The organism is Bradyrhizobium sediminis (assembly GCF_018736105.1).
In the GTDB taxonomy this organism is placed as follows: Bacteria; Pseudomonadota; Alphaproteobacteria; order Rhizobiales; family Xanthobacteraceae; genus Bradyrhizobium.
This window is the reverse complement of the sequence record NZ_CP076135.1, coordinates 3,639,656-3,655,956: the sequence shown is the minus strand read 5'-3', so window position 1 is coordinate 3,655,956 and position 16,301 is coordinate 3,639,656. Positions and strand designations below refer to the sequence as shown.

The following is a 16,301-nucleotide window of genomic DNA, read 5'->3' as shown; positions in this document are numbered from 1 at the left end:
GCCATGCTGCTAGGTCTCGCCGCCGCGTCATCCGCTCTCGGCGCACTGCAGTCGCTCACTGCAAGGAAGTCGACCTCGACCACCGGTGTCGCGCAGAACAGGCAAACGCCGGATTTCTTCGGCAGCACCGAAAACCCGGGTTTGTTGTCCAGTTCGAGTGCGACGCCGAAGGGCTCCTCCTCGAAGTCCGGCGCGCTGTCGCCCGAACTGATGAGCGCCTTGCTCGCTGGGCTCGGCCAGACGGATTCTTCGACCGGCGGGTCCGCCGGCGCTTCGTCATCAGACGGGTCCAACCCGCTGAAGGATCTGTTCTCGCAGATCGACGCCGACGGCGACGGCAAGCTCAGCAAATCGGAATTCGAGAAGTCGCTCGGCGCCGGCGGAACCAATACCGCGCAGGCAGATGATGTGTTCAGCAAGTTGGACAAGGATGGCGACGGTTCGGTCAGCCTCAACGAGATGATGTCGGCGCTGCAGGGCAAGGTTCACCGCCACCAGCATCAGGCCGGCGAGTCCGGCGCCGCGGCCTCGTCCTATAATTTCAACGAGCAGATGATTGCGCGGCAGGTTAAGGCGATTTCGTCCGCAACGACCGCCTCGCTTTCGGTCAGCGCCTGACTCCGCCAAACGCGCGCGGGTGAAATCCTGCCGCAAGAGCCATTTTCACCTCAGATGCTCCATCCTTCGAGACGCATCGCTTCGCGATGCTCCTCAGGATGAGGTCTCAGTCCCTCATGGTGAGGAGCGCGTCTTCGCGCGTCTCGAACCATGAGGCCCCGCGAGAAGCGTACTGTTCGGGTAAGCTGGAAAACGCTCACATCTAACCGAAGCGGTCTTTCCACGCCGGTAGCGCGCCGGGGAAGGGCAGGGCTGTTGCCTCGTAAACGCCGCGCGCGATGGCGCGGGCCACGACATTGGCCGCGACCATGCCGAGCTCGGTGAGGCCGGCAAGCGGATCGATCGGCTTTTCGCCGGTGGCTGCGGCGAACACCACGTCGCCGTCGAGCGGCGCATGCACAGGATAGATCGCGCGCGCAAATCCGGTCTGCGCGATCATCGCCAGCCGCTGGGCCTGGGGCTTTGTCAGCGCCGCGTCGGTTGCGACCACCGCCAGCGTCGTATTCTCCACCGCGGTCGCGGCCGCGCCGCCCTTGATCCGCATCGCCAGCATCTCGGGCGTGAACTGCGGCGGCCATCCGCGGCCGCCCAGTTCACCGCCGCTTTCGAAGGGCGCAGCCCAGAACCACGGCCCGTCGCCGACGGTGACGCTGCCGACCGCATTGACCACCGCAAGGGCCGCGACCTTGACGCCACTACGCGTCGCCGCCGACGCCGAGCCGATGCCGCCCTTGTAAGGGGCGGTGGTGGCGCCGAGCCCGGCGCCGGCGCTGCCGAGCGCGAAATCTTCGCCCGCCGCTACGGCAGCGGCGTAGCCGAGATCGCGGTAGGGCGGGAAGCGGCCCCAGCCCTTGTCGCCGCCGTTCAACAGATCGAAACAGATCGCGCCGGGCACGATCGGAATCAGCGCGCCGCCGACCGCAAAGCCGCGGCCTTGCTCGGCGAGCCAGGCCTGCACCCCGCCGCCGGCCTCGAGCCCGAACGCCGAGCCGCCCGAAAGCGCGATGCCGTGGATCTGCTCCACGGTATTGGCGAGGTCGAGCACCGCGCCCTCGCGGATACCGGGACCGCCGCCGCGAATGTCGATCGCCGCCACTGCCGGCGTATCGAAGATCACGGCGGTGACGCCGGAGGCCAACGTGGCGTCGTCGGCGTGGCCGACGCGGACGCCGGCAATATCAGTGAGGAGATTTTTCATGCGACGTTCCCTGCGGAGCGCAGATGAGCGCAGGGCCGCGCTCCGGTCAACCGCGCCGCACGCAGCGATGCTCCCATCGGCTCGCTACCAACAAAAAAACGCCCCGGCGAACCGGGGCGTTTGATGTCCTGATGGAACCTGCCGAGACTTACGAACCCTTCGGGTTGATCTCGACGTAGTTGCCCTTGGCGTCCCACTTGTAGACGACATAGTCGAGTACCTTGATGTCGCCCTTGGCGTCGAATTCAAGCTTGCCGATCACGGTGTCCCATGCGCCGGCCTTGATCGCGTCCATGACCTTCTTCGGATCGGTGCTGCCAACCTTCTTCACCGCCTGCGACCAGACCTGCATCGCGGCGTAGGTGTAGAGGGTGTAGCCTTCGGGATCGATGTTCTTGGCCTTGAACTTCTCGACGATCGCCTTGGCAGTCGGCTTGTTGCGCGGGTCGGGTCCGAAGGTGAACAGCGTGCCTTCGCCCGCGGGACCGGTGATCGATGCAAACTCCTTGTCGGCCAGCGCGTCGCCGGCCATCAGGGTGGTCTTCAGGCCCTGGTCGCGCATCTGGCGCACCAATAGTCCGGATTCCTGATGATAACCGCCGACATAAACCAGGTCGATATTGTCGCGCTTCATGCGTGAGACGATCGCGGTGAAGTCCTTGTCACCCTTGTTGTAGGACTCGAACATCTTCTCGGTGAAGCCAGCCTTGTTGAGCGCCTTCTTGGTCTCGTCGGCGAGTCCCTTGCCGTAGGTGGTCTTGTCGTTGAGGATGGCGACGTTCTTGCCCTTGTAGTTCTTGGCAATGAATGCGGCGGCGACCAGGCCCTGCTGATCGTCACGGCCGCAGACCCGCGCCACGTTCCAGAGCTTGCGCTCGGTGAACAGCGGATTGGTCGAGGCCGGGGTAATCTGCAGCACATTGCCGTCGGCATAGGCTTCCGACGCCGGGATCGACGACGAAGAACAGTAGTGGCCGGCGACGAACGGGATTTTCGCGCTGGCGAACTTTTCCGCTATCGAACGGGCCTGCTTGGGGTCGCAGGCATCGTCACCGACCTGCAGCGCGAGCTTCTTGCCGAGCAATCCGCCCGCGGCGTTGAGATCCGCCACCGCCTGCTCGGCGCCGTTCTTCATCTGCCGGCCGAAGGCGGATTCGCCGCCCGTCATCGGGCCCGCTACCCCGATGGAGATGTCCTGTGCCAGCGCTGCCGTCGACAGCGCGAAGGTCGCGCCCAATGCCAGGCCGATGAGTTTCAGTGATTTCATGGTTGGTCCTCGCGAAAATCGCTACGGTAGGGACCCGGCCCCTCGCCGGGTTCGAGAAGAGGCTGGCATTGTCGACTGAATTTGGTCCGAAGTCATCGGCAATTTTCGGGCAAATCCACCATTCATTCGCCGCATCTTGCCGCAGCCGGTCGCGCCACGGGGGCTAACTCCGCCGGCCGCCTTCCAGATAGGCGGCGCGGATTTCCGGTCGCTGCAATAGTTCGCCGCCAGTACCTTCCAGCGTGATCAGGCCGTTGACCATGACGTAGCCGCGATGGGCCAGCTTGAGCGCATGATTGGCATTCTGCTCGACGATCAGCACGGTGAGGCCGTCCTGCCGGTTCAGGGTCCGGATGGCGTCGAAGATCTGCCGCGCGATCAGCGGGGCGAGGCCCAGCGACGGCTCGTCCAGCATCAACAGGCGGGGCCGGCTCATCAGCGCGCGGCCGATCGCCAGCATCTGCTGCTCGCCGCCGGACAGCGTGCCGCCGCGCTGGGCCATCCGCTCCTTGAGCCGCGGAAACAGCGTTAGCACGCGTTCCAGCCCGGCGGTGCGGTCGGTTTCGCTGCTCTCGGTCGCGTCGGCGCCCATCTGCAGGTTTTCCGCCACGCTCATGCGCGGAAAAATCCGGCGGCCTTCGGGCGACTGCGCGATGCGCAGCCGCGCGATCTCGTGGGTCGGCACCGCGGTGATGTCGTGGCCGTCGAACAGGATCTGGCCCGAGCGGGCGCGCGGCCGGCCGAACACCGTCATCATCAGCGTCGATTTGCCGGCGCCGTTGGCGCCGATCAGGGCGACGATCTCGCCGGGGTTGATGGCGAGATCGACGCCTTTCAGCGCCTCGATCTTGCCGTAGGCAGCGCGCAAGGACCGGATCGTGAGCAGGGGCGTGGCGGACGGCGCGGTCACGTTCCGCTCTCCATCACCGCGATCGCCTCGCTCTCGTCGGCGCCAAGATAGGCTGCGATCACCTTGGGATCGTCGCGGATCCGTTGCGGCGTGCCTTCCGATATCTTCACGCCGTAGTCCATCACCACGACATGGTCGGAGATCTCCATCACCACCGACATGTCGTGCTCGATCAGGAGGATCGAGGTGCCTTGTTCGGCGCGGATCGAGAGCAGCAATTCGCTCAAGGCGGCGCTTTCGCGCGCATTCAGTCCGGCGGCCGGCTCGTCGAGACAGAGCAGCGCGGGTTCGGTGCACATCGCGCGCGCAATTTCGAGGCGGCGCTGGTCGCCATAGGGCAGGTTGCCGGCGGCGTCGTCGGCGCGGTCGATGAGCCCAATGCGTTCGAGCCAGAGCTTTGCCAGGTCGATCGCACGCTTTTCCGCCGTGCGCCAGGACGGCGCGCCGATCAATCCGAGGAAGGTCAGGCCGGAGGCCAGCATCAGCGCGTTGTGCTGCGCGACCATCAGGTTTTCCAGCGCGGTCATGCCGGGAAACAGCCGGATGTTCTGGAACGTGCGCGCGACTTTGGCCTGTTTGGAAATCCGAAAATCGTTCAGCCGCTCGAGCCGGATCTCGGCGCCGCCTTCATGCTGCAGCCGCATCGTGCCGTCGCTCGGCTTGTAGAAGCCGGTGATGCAGTTGAACACCGTGGTCTTGCCGGCGCCGTTCGGCCCGATCAGTGCGGTGATCTTGCGCCGTCCGGCGCCGAACGACAGATCGTTGACGGCGACGATGCCGCCGAAGCGCATCGACAGGCGGTCGACGGTGAGAATGCTGTCGCCGCTCATCCATGCCCCTCCTTGACGAGGTCGGATGATATGGCCTGGCTATGGTGCAGGAACACGGTCGGGGCGCGATGGCCGATCAGCCCGCGCGGCCGCCAGATCATCAACAGCACCATCGCCAGTCCAAATACCAGCATGCGATACTGGTCGAGGCCGCGGAACAGCTCGAAGCCGCCGATCATGGTCAGTGCAGCAAGCGCGACGCCGAGTTGCGAGCCCATGCCGCCGAGCACGACGATCGCCAGCACCAGCGCCGATTCCTGGAAGGTGAAGGATTCCGGGCTGATGAAGCCCTGCCTGGTGGCGAAGAATGCGCCGGCGAAACCGCCGAACATGGCGCCGGTCGCGAATGCCGTCAGTTTGGTGGTTGTGGTGTTGATGCCGAGCGCGCGGCAGGCGACTTCGTCCTCGCGCAGCGCTTCCCAGGCGCGGCCGATCGGCAGACGTCGCAGCCGGATCGTCACCCAGTTGGTGAGCAGCGCCAGCGCCAGGATCAGATAGAACAGAAACACGATGCGGTGGGTCGGCGAGAATTCGATGCCGAGTTTCGCCGCGAGGCCGTCTTCGCCCGGCGTCAGGGGAATGCCGAACAGGCTCGGCCGGGGAATGCCGGTGACGCCGTTCGGGCCGCCGGTCAGGCTTTGCCAGTTGATGATGACGAGGCGGATGATCTCGCCGAACGCCAGCGTCACGATGGCGAGATAGTCGCCGCGCAGCCGCAGCACGGGAAATCCCAGCAGCACGCCCCAGAATGCCGCGAGGATGCCGGCGAGCGGCAGGCAGACCCAGAACGACAGTCCGAAGTTCGTGGCCAGCAACGCGTAGGAATAGGCGCCGACGGCATAGAACGCGACATAGCCGAGGTCGAGCAGCCCGGCGAGCCCGACCACCACGTTCAATCCCCATCCCAGCATCACATAGGTCAGCACCAGAATGCCGAGGTCGAGGATGTAGCGCTCGTTATAGAAAATCACCGGCACCAGGAAGGTGAAGACCAGCAGCACCGGCGCGATCCATCGCCCCGCGGTCGCCAGCGCGGTCTGCACGGGTTGCGGCACAATCCTGACGGTGCCGACCGGTCCCCACCACTGCCGCAGCAATTCGACGACGATGCTGCCGCCGAACACGGTGGCGACCATGGCGGCGAGATCGCCGAACCGGGTCCAGTAGATCAGTTGCCCGGAAGGTCCCGCCTCGGTGCGCACGCCGATCATGAGCGAGAACAGCACCAGCGCGACCAGCGCGCTGATCAGGGCTTTCTTGAAGATGAAGGCTGCGCCGGGGCCCGGCGATACGGCAGTTGCCTTGGGCGCGGGTGTTGTCACGCCGTCCATCAAACTTTTTCGACTTCGGGACGGCCGAGCAGGCCGGTCGGCATGAAGATCAGCACGACGATCAGGATCGAGAACGCGGCGACGTCCTTGTATTCGACCGAAAAATACGCCGACCACAGTGTCTCGATCAGGCCGATCGCGAGCCCGCCCAGCATCGCGCCGGGCAGCGATCCGATGCCGCCGAGCACGGCGGCGGTGAAGGCCTTGATGCCCGCGACGAAGCCCATGAAGAAATCCACCAGCCCGTAATAGAGCAGGTACATCATGCCCGCGACCGCGGCGAGCGCGGCGCCGATCACGAAGGTCATGGAGATGGTGCGGTCGACGTCGACCCCGAGCAGCGCCGCCATGGTCTGGTCCTGTTCGCAGGCGCGCATGTCGCGCCCGAGCCGGGTCCGCGCCACCAGCCAGGTGAACAGCGCCAGCAGCACGACGGTCGTGACGACGACGATGATCTGGATGTTGGAGAGCTGCACCACGAAGCCGCCGGCGCCCTCATGCAGCGTGTAGCCGCCGGTGATGATCGGTGGCACCGGCTTGACCCGGGCGCCTTGCGCCACCTGCGAGTAGTTGGTCAGCACGAACGACATGCCGATCGCCGACAGCATCGGCGCGAGGCGGAACGAGTGCCGCAGCGGCCGGTAGGCGATGCGCTCCACCGTCCAGCCATAGAGCGCGGTGATCGCCATCGATACCAGCAGCACGATCAAGAGGATCACGGGAACGACGGTGAGGCCGAACGAGACCAGGATCAGGAACGAGATCAGCGCGATGAAGCCGCCGATCATGAAGATATCGCCATGGGCGAAATTGATCATGCCGACGATGCCGTACACCATGGTGTAGCCGATGGCGATCAGGCCGTAGATCGAGCCGAGCACGATGCCGTTGATGAGTTGCTGGGCGAAATAGTCCATGCGCTGCCGTTGTTTCGATGACGCGGCGGTGGCCCCGGCAGCCGGTACGACGCGTCGTGTCATTTTCTAACAGTAAGGAACCGGGTGCGGCAACAGCGCGGGGCGCGGCTTGAAGGGCTTGTACAGTGGTCATTTTGCGGTCGGGGTTCCCGGAGGGGCCGCGGCAACGCGCCTCTGCAGGGCGATGATCCCGCCGGAACCGACCCTTCCGGCGCAACCAAAATCGGTTTTGCGAGTTACCCGCCGGTTAGGTTCAACAAGGGAGATCCCGATGTCCAACCAGAACCGGAAGCCGGGCCAGCAGAACCAAAACCCGGGTCAGCAGAATCAGAACCCGGGTCAGAAGCCCGGCCAGCAGCAGGGCGGCGGCCAGAAGCCCGGCCAGCAGCAGCAAGATCCGGGCCGTCAGGGCCAGAATCCCAACCCGGGCCAGCGGGCAGGTCATTAGTTCTGACTTGATGTCAGCGCGAGCAGGAAGGGTCCGCCGTGAGGCGGGCCTTTCTTGTTTGCGGGACGGGGTGACCGCCCCAAGACCAAAATATCGAAAACAACCCCATGCAAAGTAAGACGAGGGGGCGCTGGCATGGATGCCGGAGCGGACACATTTGTCCCGATTACGGCTCTCTCCCTCCGCCCTGCCAGCCATTAAGGTAAACAAAGGGTTTAAATTGCCCGCCCCAGTTTAAGCGAGTTAGCTCGCCCGCAAGCCGCGGCTCCGGTCCGGAGCCGGCGGAACAAGCGGGAAGCGGCATGTCCACAAACTGGCGGATCAGTTCATTCAACGGCGCGCTGCTGGCGGCCTATTTCGTTCCGACCTGGACCATCGTCGCCCTCAAGATCGTGATTTCGCCGATCCACGGCCTCTACGAGCGGCCGAACATATCGGTGGCGCTGTTCATCAGCGATTACCTGCAGCTGGCGGCGCTGAACACGGTGCGCTTCGCCTGGCTGGTGGCGTTCGGCAAGCTCACGGTCGCTGCATTTTTTGCGCTGTTTGTGGTGCTCCTCACCCGCCCCTCGGTCCGCAAGAGCGGCGGCTGCGACGAAGCGCTCGGCATCGCGCTCGCCATCGGCAGCGTGATCAGTTTTGCCAGCATGGTGATGGCCTCGCAGGTCGGCGAAACCGCAGCCCTCAGGCTGCATGCGACGGAGCTGTTGCTGCTGCTCGGCGCCGCCATCGTGCTGGTGATCGAACGTCCGGCACAGCCGCAAGTCGCGAGCAGCATGACCGTACCCGATCTGTCGCTCCAGCAGGCCCAGCTCCCCCACAACCGCTGACGCCGCCCTGGCGGACGCGGCCTAGCGCTGCGTCAGGAAGCCGACCACCGCGTCGGTGAAGGCGTGCGGCTGTTCGACATTGGAAATATGTGCGGCGTCGAGAATCGTTAAGGAGGCGCCGGGGATCTGGCTGCGGATGTACTCGCCGGCCGCGATCGGCGTCGACATATCGTGACGCCCGGCGATGACGAGCGTCGGGCTCTTGATCTTGGGCAACAGTGCGCGCTGATCGAGCGTGCTCAGCGCTTCGCAGCAGGCGAGATAGCCCTGCACCGGCGAGGCAATCAGCATTGCCTTCAAATTCGCCGTTATCTGAGGCTCGCGCTCGCGGAAATCGGCGGTCAGCCAACTGGCGATCACGGTGTCCGCCACCGCGGCGATACCGCCTTCCTTCACCGCCTTGATGCGGTTCAGCCAGTTGGTCGGATCGGGATAGTGGCAGGCGGTGTTGGCGAGAATGATCTTGCCGAACCGCTCGGGCGCGTTGGCCCCCAGCCATTGTCCGACCATGCCGCCCATCGACAGCCCGCACCAGTGCACCTTCTCGATGTTGAGGTCATCGAGGATCGCCAGCACGTCGCGGCCGAAGCGCTCCATCGAATAGGGGCCGGGCGGCACATTGGACTTGCCGTGGCCGCGCCGGTCGTAGCGGATCACGCGAAACACCTGGGTGAGCGCCTTCATCTGCGGCTCCCACATCTGCAAGGTTGAGCCCAGCGAATTCGACAGCATCAGCGTCGGTCCGCCGTCGCGGCCTTCGACGGATACATTGAGCAGGCAACCGTCGGCATCGATCATCGGCATCAAGATTCTCCGGAGCGGTCCTGTTCTTGTCGGCGAGCGAAGCGGGCAGCCGGGCTTTCGAATAGCCTTGATAGGCTATCGGTCCAAACAATGCAGCGATTCTTTCCACGCTGAAGCACGCGGCGGCCGCGGCCTCCCGCCCGGCTCTGGCAATCCCGAGGCATCGGAGCAACTCTGTTGCGCTGCGAATATGCATCGCTTGTGATCGGTTCGGCCTCTTCCTTTTGGCCCGGGCGTGCTTTACTTGGGGACAACAGGCAAAGCGACCGGGGAGGCACCACGATGGCCATGACGATGAACGGCGAAGTCCAGCTTGCGGCGCTGCGCGAAGCGGTGTGGACCAAGTTGAACGACCCGGAAGTGCTGAAAGCCTGCATCCCCGGCTGCGAGGAACTGGAGAAGACCGAAGACAACGGCTTTCGCGCGGTCGCCAAGATGAAGGTCGGGCCGGTGTCGGCCCGCTTCAAGGGCCGGGTGATGCTGAGCGATCTCGATCCGCCCAATGGCTACAGGATTTCAGGCGAAGGCGAGGGCGGGGTCGCCGGCTTCGCCAAAGGTGGCGCAACCGTGGCGCTGGCAGAGAAGGACGGCGGCACGCTGTTGACCTACAACGTCGAGGCGCAGATCGGCGGCAAGCTGGCCCAGCTCGGTCAGAGGCTGATCAATGGCGCGGCCAAGAAACTGGCCGATGAATTTTTCGCCAATTTCGCCAAGGCGGTGCAAAACTAGTCTCGAGGACCCGATCCCTCGACAGGCGGGTCCCGCCCAAGTCCGCATAGGTCACATCTGGCCATGCCCCAGCTGAGGTTGCTCATTGCCGGGATGGCCCATATTATGGCTTTGGAATTACTTTAAATGACTGTCCTGCTGTGCAATGCAGCAGGACAGATGAAGAGAGTGCTGAATGGCCAAGATTTCGCTTGTTGTGAACGGTAGTCCCGTCAACGCCAATGTCGACCCCCGCACCCTGCTGGTGCAGTTCCTGCGCGAGAATCTGCGCCTGACCGGCACCCATGTCGGCTGCGACACCTCGCAGTGCGGCGCCTGCGTCGTGCATCTGGACGGCAAGGCGGTCAAATCCTGCACCACGCTGGCGGTGATGGCTGACGGCCACGAAGTCAGGACCATCGAGGGCCTGGCCGCCGACGGCGCGCCGCTGCATCCGATGCAGGAGGCGTTCCGCGAGAATCACGGCCTGCAATGCGGTTTCTGCACGCCCGGCATGATCATGACCGCGGTCGACCTCGTCCACCGCAAGGGCCACGATCTGACCGACCATACCATCCGGGAAGAACTCGAAGGCAATCTGTGCCGCTGCACCGGCTATCAGAACATCGTTCAATCGATCGCGGCCGGCGCCAAGGCGATGGCGAAGTCCGATCTCGCGTAACGCACGTCCCGCACGGCGATCAGGAATAGCTCATGTACGAATTCAAATATCACCGTCCGGCGACCGTGCGGCAGGCCGCCAATCTGCTGGTGAAGAACGAAGACGCCAAGGTCATTGCCGGCGGTCACACGCTGCTGCCGGTCATGAAGCAGCGGCTCGCCAGCCCGCCGCATCTGGTCGACCTTTCCCATATTGAGGGGCTCGACGGCATCGAGATGAAGGGCCGCTCGCTGGTGATCGGCGCCACCGCCACCCATAACGCGGTCGCCACTTCCGCCATCGTCGGCGAGGCGATCCCGGCCTTGGCCGAACTCGCAGGGTTGATCGGCGATCCCGCGGTGCGCCACAAGGGCACCATCGGCGGCTCGCTCGCCAACAACGATCCGACCGCCGATTATCCGGCGGCCTGCATGGCGCTCGGCGCCACCATCGTCACCAACAAGCGCCGGCTGAAGCCGGAGGAATTCTTTCAGGGCCTGTTCACGACCGCGCTCGAGAGCGACGAGATCATCACCAAAGTGATGTTCCCGCTGCCGAAGAAGGCCGCCTACATCAAGTTCCGCAACCAGGCCTCGCGCTATGCGCTGGTCGGGGTGTTCGTCGCCAAGCGACCGTCGGATGTCCGCGTCGCCGTCACCGGCGCCGGTTCCGGAGGCGTGTTCCGCCTCACCTCGTTCGAGGAAGCCCTGAAGAAGCGCTTCTCGGCGAAGGCGCTCGACGGCCTGACGGTACCTGCGGACGGATTGAACAGCGACCTGCACGGCAGCGCCGAATATCGCGCCCATCTGATTGCGGTGCTGGCGCGCCGGGCCGTTGAAGCGGCAACCGGCAAAGCCTGACATTGCCGATTCCTGACGCATCGAGATTGGCGTTCCCATGACCGCATTGGCGCTGCCCACCTCCGTCGATGCGATGCTGGAACTGCTGACCTCGCGCGGCTATCTCGCCGAGCGCTCGCTGGCGACGGTGACCTATCTGTCGCTGCGGATGGGCCGGCCGCTGTTCCTCGAAGGCGAGGCCGGCGTCGGCAAGACCGAAATCGCCAAGGTGCTGTCGGCGGCGCTGGGTCGCAAGCTGATCCGGCTGCAATGCTACGAAGGCCTCGACGTCGCCTCCGCGGTCTACGAGTGGAACAGCGCGGCGCAAATGATCGCGATCCGGCTCGCGGAAGCGGCAGGGGATACCGACCGCGCGCAGCTGTCGTCGGACATCTTTGCCAAGCGTTTTCTGATCGAGCGGCCGCTGTTGCAGGCGCTGGAGCCCGATGTGGCCGGCCCGCCGGTGCTCCTGATCGACGAACTCGATCGCGCCGATGAGGCGTTCGAGGCCTATCTGCTGGAAATCCTCTCGGACTTCCAGGTCACGATTCCGGAATTCGGCACCATCAAGGCGCCGCACCCGCCGATCGTCATCATCACCTCGAACCGCACCCGCGAGATTCACGACGCGCTGAAGCGCCGCTGCCTCTATCACTGGGTGGACTACCCCTCCGCCGAGCGCGAGCTCGCGATCGTCAAGTCGCGGGTGCCCGGCATATCCGCGAAACTGTCGCAGCAGGTCGTCCGTTTCGTGCAGGCGCTGCGCGACCAGGATTTCTACAAGTCGCCCGGCGTCGCCGAGACGCTGGACTGGGCCACCGCGCTGACCGAACTCGACGCCCGCTCGCTGACCCCGCAGGTGGTCGGCGATACCCTCGGCGCGCTGCTCAAGTATCAGGACGACATCGCGCGGATGCAGGGCGACACGCTGCAGAAGGTCTTGAAGGAAGCGACGAGCGAGAACTAGGTCGCGTCGTAACAACGGCGGTAGTGCGTCGTAGATCGGGTTATCCGATGGCCATCAATCATCTCTCGCCCCCGACCGGCCAGATGGCCGACAACGTCGTCGGCTTTGCCCGCGCGTTGCGCGCCGCCGGCATTCCGGTCGGGCCCGGCGCCGTGATCGATGCCATGAACGCGCTGCAGGCGATCGAGATCGGCAATCGCGGCGACGTCTTCACCACGCTGGAAGCGATCTTCGTCAAGCGCCACGAGCACGCGCTGATTTTCGCGCAGGCGTTCGACCTGTTCTTCCGCGCCGCCGAAGAATGGAAGCACATGCTGGATTCGGTGCCGCTGCCGGACCACGCCAGGAAGAAGCCGCCGCCGGCCTCGCGCCGGGTCCAGGAGGCGCTGGCGCAGCCGCAGATGAGCGAGACGCCGCAGGCCCAGGAGCAGGAGTTGCGGCTGTCGGTGTCCGACAAGGAAGTGCTGCAGAAAAAGGATTTCGCGCAGATGAGCGCGGCCGAGATTGCGCAAGTCACCCGCGCGATTGCGCAGATGAAGCTGCCGCAGGCCGAATTGCGCACCCGCCGCTACCAGCCGGACGCGCGCGGCTTGCGGCTCGACATGCGCCGCACCCTGCGCGGCTCCCTGCGCACCGGCGGCGACATCATCGACATCCATCGGCTCGGGCGGATCGACAAGCCGGCGCCGATCGTGGCGCTGCTCGATATCTCCGGCTCGATGAGCGAGTACACGCGGCTGTTCCTGCATTTCCTGCATGCCATCACCGATGCGCGCAAGCGCGTGTCGGTGTTCCTGTTCGGCACCCGGCTGACCAATGTGACGCGGGCTTTGCGCGCGCGCGATCCCGATGAAGCGCTGGCGAGTTGCTCCTCGACGGTGGAGGACTGGGCCGGCGGCACCCGGATCGGCACTTCGCTGCATACATTCAACAAATTGTGGGGCCGCCGCGTGCTCGGGCAGGGCGCCATCGTGCTGCTGATCTCCGACGGGCTGGAGCGCGAGGCCGACGCCAAGCTGGCGTTCGAGATGGACCGGCTGCACCGCTCCTGCCGCCGCCTGATCTGGCTCAATCCCCTGCTGCGCTTCGGCGGCTTCGAGGCCAAGGCGCAGGGCATCAGAATGATGCTGCCGCATGTTGACGAATTCCGCCCGGTACATAATTTGAGTTCGATCGAGGGGCTGATCGCGGCCCTTTCGTCGGCGCCGCCGCCGCATCACCGCAGCCTGATAAGGTCCGCAGCTTGAAAGAGGCTCCCATGCTCAATCGCGACCAGGACATTCTCAAAGCGGCTGAGGACTGGCAGAAGGCCGGTCACGGCGTGGCGCTGGCGACCGTGGTCGAGACCTGGGGCTCGGCGCCGCGGCCCGCGGGATCCAGCCTCGTCATCAACGACGACGGCACCTTTCTGGGCTCCGTCTCCGGCGGCTGCGTCGAGGGCGCCGTGGTCACCGAGGCGCTGGACGTGATCGCCAGCGGCAAACCGAAAATGCTCGAATTCGGCGTCGCCGACGAGACTGCGTGGAATGTCGGCCTGTCCTGCGGCGGCACCATCCGCGTGTTCGTCGAGAAGGTGGGTTAATCGTGAAACTCGAGGTCCTCAAGCAAGTCAACGCCGAGCGCGCCGCGCGCCGGCCGGTCATCCTCATCACCGACACCGAAAACGGCGAGCAGCGGCTGGTCAAGGCCGCCGACATATCAGCCGATCCCTTGCGCGCCGAGCTTTCCAAACAGTTGCGCATGGGCAAGAGCGGCACGGTCGAGGCCGGCGGCAAGAAGCTGTTTCTCAACGTCTACGCGCCGACCGCCAGGCTCGTCATCGTCGGCGCGGTCCACATCAGCCAGGCGCTGGCGCCGCTGGCGCGCTCGCTCGACTATGACGTGACCGTGGTCGATCCGCGCACCGCCTTTGCCAGCCCCGAGCGGTTTCCGGATGTGCCGCTGATCGCCGAATGGCCCGACGTGGCGCTGCCGCCGCTCAACATCGATCACTACACCGCCTTCGTGGCGCTGACGCATGATCCGAAAATCGACGATCCGGCGCTGCTGCACGCCTTCGAACGCGACTGCTTCTATATCGGCGCCCTCGGCTCGCGGAAGACCCACGCCAAGCGCGCCGAACGGCTGAAGGCGCAAGGCGCGCGGGATAGCGACATTGCCCGCATCCACGCCCCGATCGGGCTTTCGATCGGCGCGGTATCGCCGTCCGAAATCGCGGTCTCGATCATGGCCGAGATCACCGCGCAGTTGCGGCTGCCTCCGAAAGAAAAAGAAGCCGCGGCATGAAGTTCGGCCCCGCCAGTCCGGCCGACGCGGTCGGCGGCGTCACCGTCCACACCCTGCGTCAGGGATCGCTGGTGCTGAAGAAGGGCACCACGATCGGTCCCGCCGAGGTCGAGGCGCTCACCAGGGCTGGTGTTGCGGAAATCGTCATGGTGCGGCTTGAGGAGGGCGACGTCTCCGAGGACACAGCTGCCGCCAGCATCGCGCAAGTGGTGGCCGGCGACGGCGTCAACGTCGAGCGCGCCTTTACCGGCCGCGCCAATTTGTTCGCTGGCCGTGCCGGCGTGCTGGTGGTGGATCGCGCCAGGGTCGACCGCATCAACGGCGTCGATGAGGCCATCACCTTTGCGACGCTCGCCGCCTTCAAGCCGGTGGTCGAAGGCGAGATGATCGCCACCGTGAAAATCATTCCGTTCGGCGTTGAGGCGAAACTGCGCGATGCCGCGGTGGCGGCGGCCGGCGGCGGCGCGCTGCGGATCGCGCCCTATGTCATCAGGCGCGTCGGCGTGGTCTCGACCCTGCTGCCGGGACTGGCGCCGAAGGTGGTCGAGAAGACGCTGCGGGTGACGGCGGAGCGGCTGGCGCCGGCCGGCGCTACCATCATGGCCGAGCGCCGCGTGCCGCACGACGAGGCCGCTTTGGCGGCGGCGATCAGGGAATTGCTCGGCCTCGGCGCCGAACTCGTGATCGTGTTCGGCGCCTCGGCGATTGCCGACCGGCGCGACGTGATCCCGGCGGCGATCTCGGGGATCGGGGGTTCAATCGAGCATTTCGGCATGCCGGTCGACCCCGGCAATCTGCTGCTGATCGGCAATGCCGGCGGCGTGCCGGTGCTGGGCGCCCCCGGCTGCGCGCGCTCGCCGGTGGAAAACGGCTTCGACTGGGTGCTGATGCGCCTGCTGGCAGGCCTCAAGGTCACGCGCGCCGAATTGACGGGCATGGGTGTCGGCGGGCTGCTGATGGAAATCGTCACGCGGCCGCAGCCGCGCGAAAGCCTGGTGACCGACAGCAATCGCAATATTTCCGCGGTCATTCTCGCCGCCGGGCGTTCGACCCGGATGGGCGGTCCGAACAAGCTGCTGGCCGAACTCGGCGGCAAGCCGCTGGTGCGGATCGTGACCGAACAGGCGCTGGCCTCGAGGGCGTCCGGTGTGACCGTGGTGACCGGACATCAGGCCGAGCAGGTCGAGAAGGCGTTGGCCGGGCTGAAGGTGAAATTCGTGCGCAATCCGGATTTCGCCGAGGGGCTGGCCAGTTCGGTCAAGGCCGGCATCGCGGCGGTGCCGCCAAATGCCGATGGTGCTGTGATCTGCCTCGGCGACATGCCGCTGATCTCGGCCGACCTGATCGACCGGCTGATCGAGGCCTTCGCGCCCGATCGCGGCAACCTGATCGCGGTACCCGTCAGCGACGGCAGGCGCGGCAATCCGGTGTTGTGGTCGCGCCGCTTCTTCAACGAATTGATGACGCTCGACGGCGATATCGGCGCGCGGCATCTGATCGCGAAACACAGCGAGGCGGTGGCCGAGGTGCCGGTCGAGGGTCATGGCGCCTTCCTCGACATCGACACCCCGCAGGCGCTCGAGGAAGCGCAGCGGGGATAGCCCGCGCAGCGATTTTCAACCTCCCGTTCACCAAGTTGAAACGTCCCCCGGATAGATTCGCCGCCGATTGCCTCGGGGGAGGGGAT

The 16,301-nt window shown here is 65.4% G+C and carries 18 protein-coding genes; 11 read left to right on the top strand and 7 right to left on the bottom strand.

Annotation, left to right across the window (positions count from 1 at the left end; translation table 11 throughout):
* Positions 1-3: 3 nt before the first annotated feature.
* The gene (locus KMZ68_RS17625; protein ID WP_215612472.1) at positions 4-618 is read left to right on the top strand and encodes an EF-hand domain-containing protein; all 615 of its coding nucleotides are present in this window, start codon (positions 4-6) and stop codon (positions 616-618) included.
* A gap of 202 nt (positions 619-820) precedes the next feature.
* On the opposite strand, the gene KMZ68_RS17620 is transcribed toward KMZ68_RS17625, so the two are convergent.
* The 6 genes from KMZ68_RS17620 to KMZ68_RS17595 all read right to left on the bottom strand — a co-directional run bounded on the left by KMZ68_RS17620 (position 821) and on the right by KMZ68_RS17595 (position 7,071).
* A complete protein-coding gene (locus KMZ68_RS17620) occupies positions 821-1,816 on the bottom strand; it encodes a P1 family peptidase (protein ID WP_215612471.1) in 996 nt (331 codons plus the stop codon).
* 148 nt (positions 1,817-1,964) lie between these two features.
* Positions 1,965-3,083: a branched-chain amino acid ABC transporter substrate-binding protein gene (locus KMZ68_RS17615; RefSeq protein WP_215606042.1), complete on the bottom strand. Its 1,119-nt coding sequence runs from the start codon at positions 3,081-3,083 to the stop codon at positions 1,965-1,967.
* 163 nt (positions 3,084-3,246) lie between these two features.
* A complete protein-coding gene (locus KMZ68_RS17610; protein ID WP_215612470.1) occupies positions 3,247-3,993 on the bottom strand; it encodes an ABC transporter ATP-binding protein in 747 nt (248 codons plus the stop codon).
* A complete protein-coding gene (locus KMZ68_RS17605) occupies positions 3,990-4,823 on the bottom strand; it encodes an ABC transporter ATP-binding protein (protein ID WP_215612469.1) in 834 nt (277 codons plus the stop codon). The genes KMZ68_RS17610 and KMZ68_RS17605 overlap by 4 nt, the downstream gene beginning before the upstream one ends.
* Positions 4,820-6,154: a high-affinity branched-chain amino acid ABC transporter permease LivM gene (livM, locus tag KMZ68_RS17600; RefSeq protein ID WP_249779390.1), complete on the bottom strand. Its 1,335-nt coding sequence runs from the start codon at positions 6,152-6,154 to the stop codon at positions 4,820-4,822. The genes KMZ68_RS17605 and livM overlap by 4 nt, the downstream gene beginning before the upstream one ends.
* Positions 6,154-7,071, bottom strand: a complete 918-nt coding sequence (locus tag KMZ68_RS17595) for an ABC transporter permease subunit (RefSeq protein WP_215616380.1) — start codon at positions 7,069-7,071, stop codon at positions 6,154-6,156. Before KMZ68_RS17595 ends, livM begins: the two co-directional genes overlap by 1 nt.
* A gap of 271 nt (positions 7,072-7,342) precedes the next feature.
* Here KMZ68_RS17595 and KMZ68_RS17590 point away from each other — a divergent pair, with 271 nt between their 5' ends.
* Together KMZ68_RS17590 and KMZ68_RS17585 are read left to right on the top strand one after the other, a co-directional pair.
* Entirely contained in the window at positions 7,343-7,519 is a 177-nt protein-coding gene (locus KMZ68_RS17590; protein WP_215612468.1) for a hypothetical protein, read from the top strand.
* A 302-nt stretch (positions 7,520-7,821) separates the two neighbouring features.
* Positions 7,822-8,349: a hypothetical protein gene (locus KMZ68_RS17585; protein ID WP_215612467.1), complete on the top strand. Its 528-nt coding sequence runs from the start codon at positions 7,822-7,824 to the stop codon at positions 8,347-8,349.
* 21 nt (positions 8,350-8,370) lie between these two features.
* Here the strand turns inward: KMZ68_RS17585 and pcaD are convergent, their stop codons facing one another.
* The gene (gene pcaD, locus KMZ68_RS17580; RefSeq protein ID WP_215612466.1) at positions 8,371-9,153 is read right to left on the bottom strand and encodes a 3-oxoadipate enol-lactonase; all 783 of its coding nucleotides are present in this window, start codon (positions 9,151-9,153) and stop codon (positions 8,371-8,373) included.
* Between the two features lie 282 nt (positions 9,154-9,435).
* Between pcaD and KMZ68_RS17575 the strand changes: the two genes are divergently transcribed.
* The 8 genes from KMZ68_RS17575 to KMZ68_RS17540 all read left to right on the top strand — a co-directional run bounded on the left by KMZ68_RS17575 (position 9,436) and on the right by KMZ68_RS17540 (position 16,215).
* Positions 9,436-9,882: an SRPBCC family protein gene (locus KMZ68_RS17575; RefSeq protein ID WP_215612465.1), complete on the top strand. Its 447-nt coding sequence runs from the start codon at positions 9,436-9,438 to the stop codon at positions 9,880-9,882.
* A 175-nt stretch (positions 9,883-10,057) separates the two neighbouring features.
* Positions 10,058-10,543: a (2Fe-2S)-binding protein gene (locus tag KMZ68_RS17570; RefSeq protein ID WP_215612464.1), complete on the top strand. Its 486-nt coding sequence runs from the start codon at positions 10,058-10,060 to the stop codon at positions 10,541-10,543.
* Between the two features lie 32 nt (positions 10,544-10,575).
* On the top strand, positions 10,576-11,382 hold the full coding sequence (locus KMZ68_RS17565; protein WP_215612463.1) for an FAD binding domain-containing protein: 807 nt from the start codon (positions 10,576-10,578) through the stop codon (positions 11,380-11,382).
* A gap of 37 nt (positions 11,383-11,419) precedes the next feature.
* Positions 11,420-12,328: an AAA family ATPase gene (locus tag KMZ68_RS17560; protein WP_215612462.1), complete on the top strand. Its 909-nt coding sequence runs from the start codon at positions 11,420-11,422 to the stop codon at positions 12,326-12,328.
* A 47-nt stretch (positions 12,329-12,375) separates the two neighbouring features.
* The gene (locus KMZ68_RS17555; protein ID WP_215612461.1) at positions 12,376-13,575 is read left to right on the top strand and encodes a vWA domain-containing protein; all 1,200 of its coding nucleotides are present in this window, start codon (positions 12,376-12,378) and stop codon (positions 13,573-13,575) included.
* A gap of 11 nt (positions 13,576-13,586) precedes the next feature.
* A complete protein-coding gene (locus KMZ68_RS17550) occupies positions 13,587-13,910 on the top strand; it encodes an XdhC family protein (RefSeq protein WP_215606053.1) in 324 nt (107 codons plus the stop codon).
* A gap of 2 nt (positions 13,911-13,912) precedes the next feature.
* Positions 13,913-14,614: an XdhC family protein gene (locus KMZ68_RS17545; RefSeq protein ID WP_215612460.1), complete on the top strand. Its 702-nt coding sequence runs from the start codon at positions 13,913-13,915 to the stop codon at positions 14,612-14,614.
* A complete protein-coding gene (locus KMZ68_RS17540; protein ID WP_215612459.1) occupies positions 14,611-16,215 on the top strand; it encodes an NTP transferase domain-containing protein in 1,605 nt (534 codons plus the stop codon). The genes KMZ68_RS17545 and KMZ68_RS17540 overlap by 4 nt, the downstream gene beginning before the upstream one ends.
* The last annotated feature ends 86 nt before the right edge of the window (positions 16,216-16,301 follow it).

Bases quoted from the DNA above. Each gene is read 5' to 3' on its own strand.
- KMZ68_RS17625 (WP_215612472.1), top strand. From the start codon at position 4: ATGCTGCTAGGTCTCGCCGCCGCGTCATCCGCTCTCGGCGCACTGCAG.
- KMZ68_RS17620 (WP_215612471.1), bottom strand. From the start codon at position 1,816: ATGAAAAATCTCCTCACTGATATTGCCGGCGTCCGCGTCGGCCACGCC.
- KMZ68_RS17615 (WP_215606042.1), bottom strand. From the start codon at position 3,083: ATGAAATCACTGAAACTCATCGGCCTGGCATTGGGCGCGACCTTCGCG.
- KMZ68_RS17605 (WP_215612469.1), bottom strand. From the start codon at position 4,823: ATGAGCGGCGACAGCATTCTCACCGTCGACCGCCTGTCGATGCGCTTC.
- livM (WP_249779390.1), bottom strand. From the start codon at position 6,154: ATGGACGGCGTGACAACACCCGCGCCCAAGGCAACTGCCGTATCGCCG.
- KMZ68_RS17595 (WP_215616380.1), bottom strand. From the start codon at position 7,071: ATGGACTATTTCGCCCAGCAACTCATCAACGGCATCGTGCTCGGCTCG.
- KMZ68_RS17590 (WP_215612468.1), top strand. From the start codon at position 7,343: ATGTCCAACCAGAACCGGAAGCCGGGCCAGCAGAACCAAAACCCGGGT.
- KMZ68_RS17585 (WP_215612467.1), top strand. From the start codon at position 7,822: ATGTCCACAAACTGGCGGATCAGTTCATTCAACGGCGCGCTGCTGGCG.
- pcaD (WP_215612466.1), bottom strand. From the start codon at position 9,153: ATGCCGATGATCGATGCCGACGGTTGCCTGCTCAATGTATCCGTCGAA.
- KMZ68_RS17575 (WP_215612465.1), top strand. From the start codon at position 9,436: ATGGCCATGACGATGAACGGCGAAGTCCAGCTTGCGGCGCTGCGCGAA.
- KMZ68_RS17570 (WP_215612464.1), top strand. From the start codon at position 10,058: ATGGCCAAGATTTCGCTTGTTGTGAACGGTAGTCCCGTCAACGCCAAT.
- KMZ68_RS17565 (WP_215612463.1), top strand. From the start codon at position 10,576: ATGTACGAATTCAAATATCACCGTCCGGCGACCGTGCGGCAGGCCGCC.
- KMZ68_RS17560 (WP_215612462.1), top strand. From the start codon at position 11,420: ATGACCGCATTGGCGCTGCCCACCTCCGTCGATGCGATGCTGGAACTG.
- KMZ68_RS17555 (WP_215612461.1), top strand. From the start codon at position 12,376: ATGGCCATCAATCATCTCTCGCCCCCGACCGGCCAGATGGCCGACAAC.
- KMZ68_RS17550 (WP_215606053.1), top strand. From the start codon at position 13,587: ATGCTCAATCGCGACCAGGACATTCTCAAAGCGGCTGAGGACTGGCAG.
- KMZ68_RS17540 (WP_215612459.1), top strand. From the start codon at position 14,611: ATGAAGTTCGGCCCCGCCAGTCCGGCCGACGCGGTCGGCGGCGTCACC.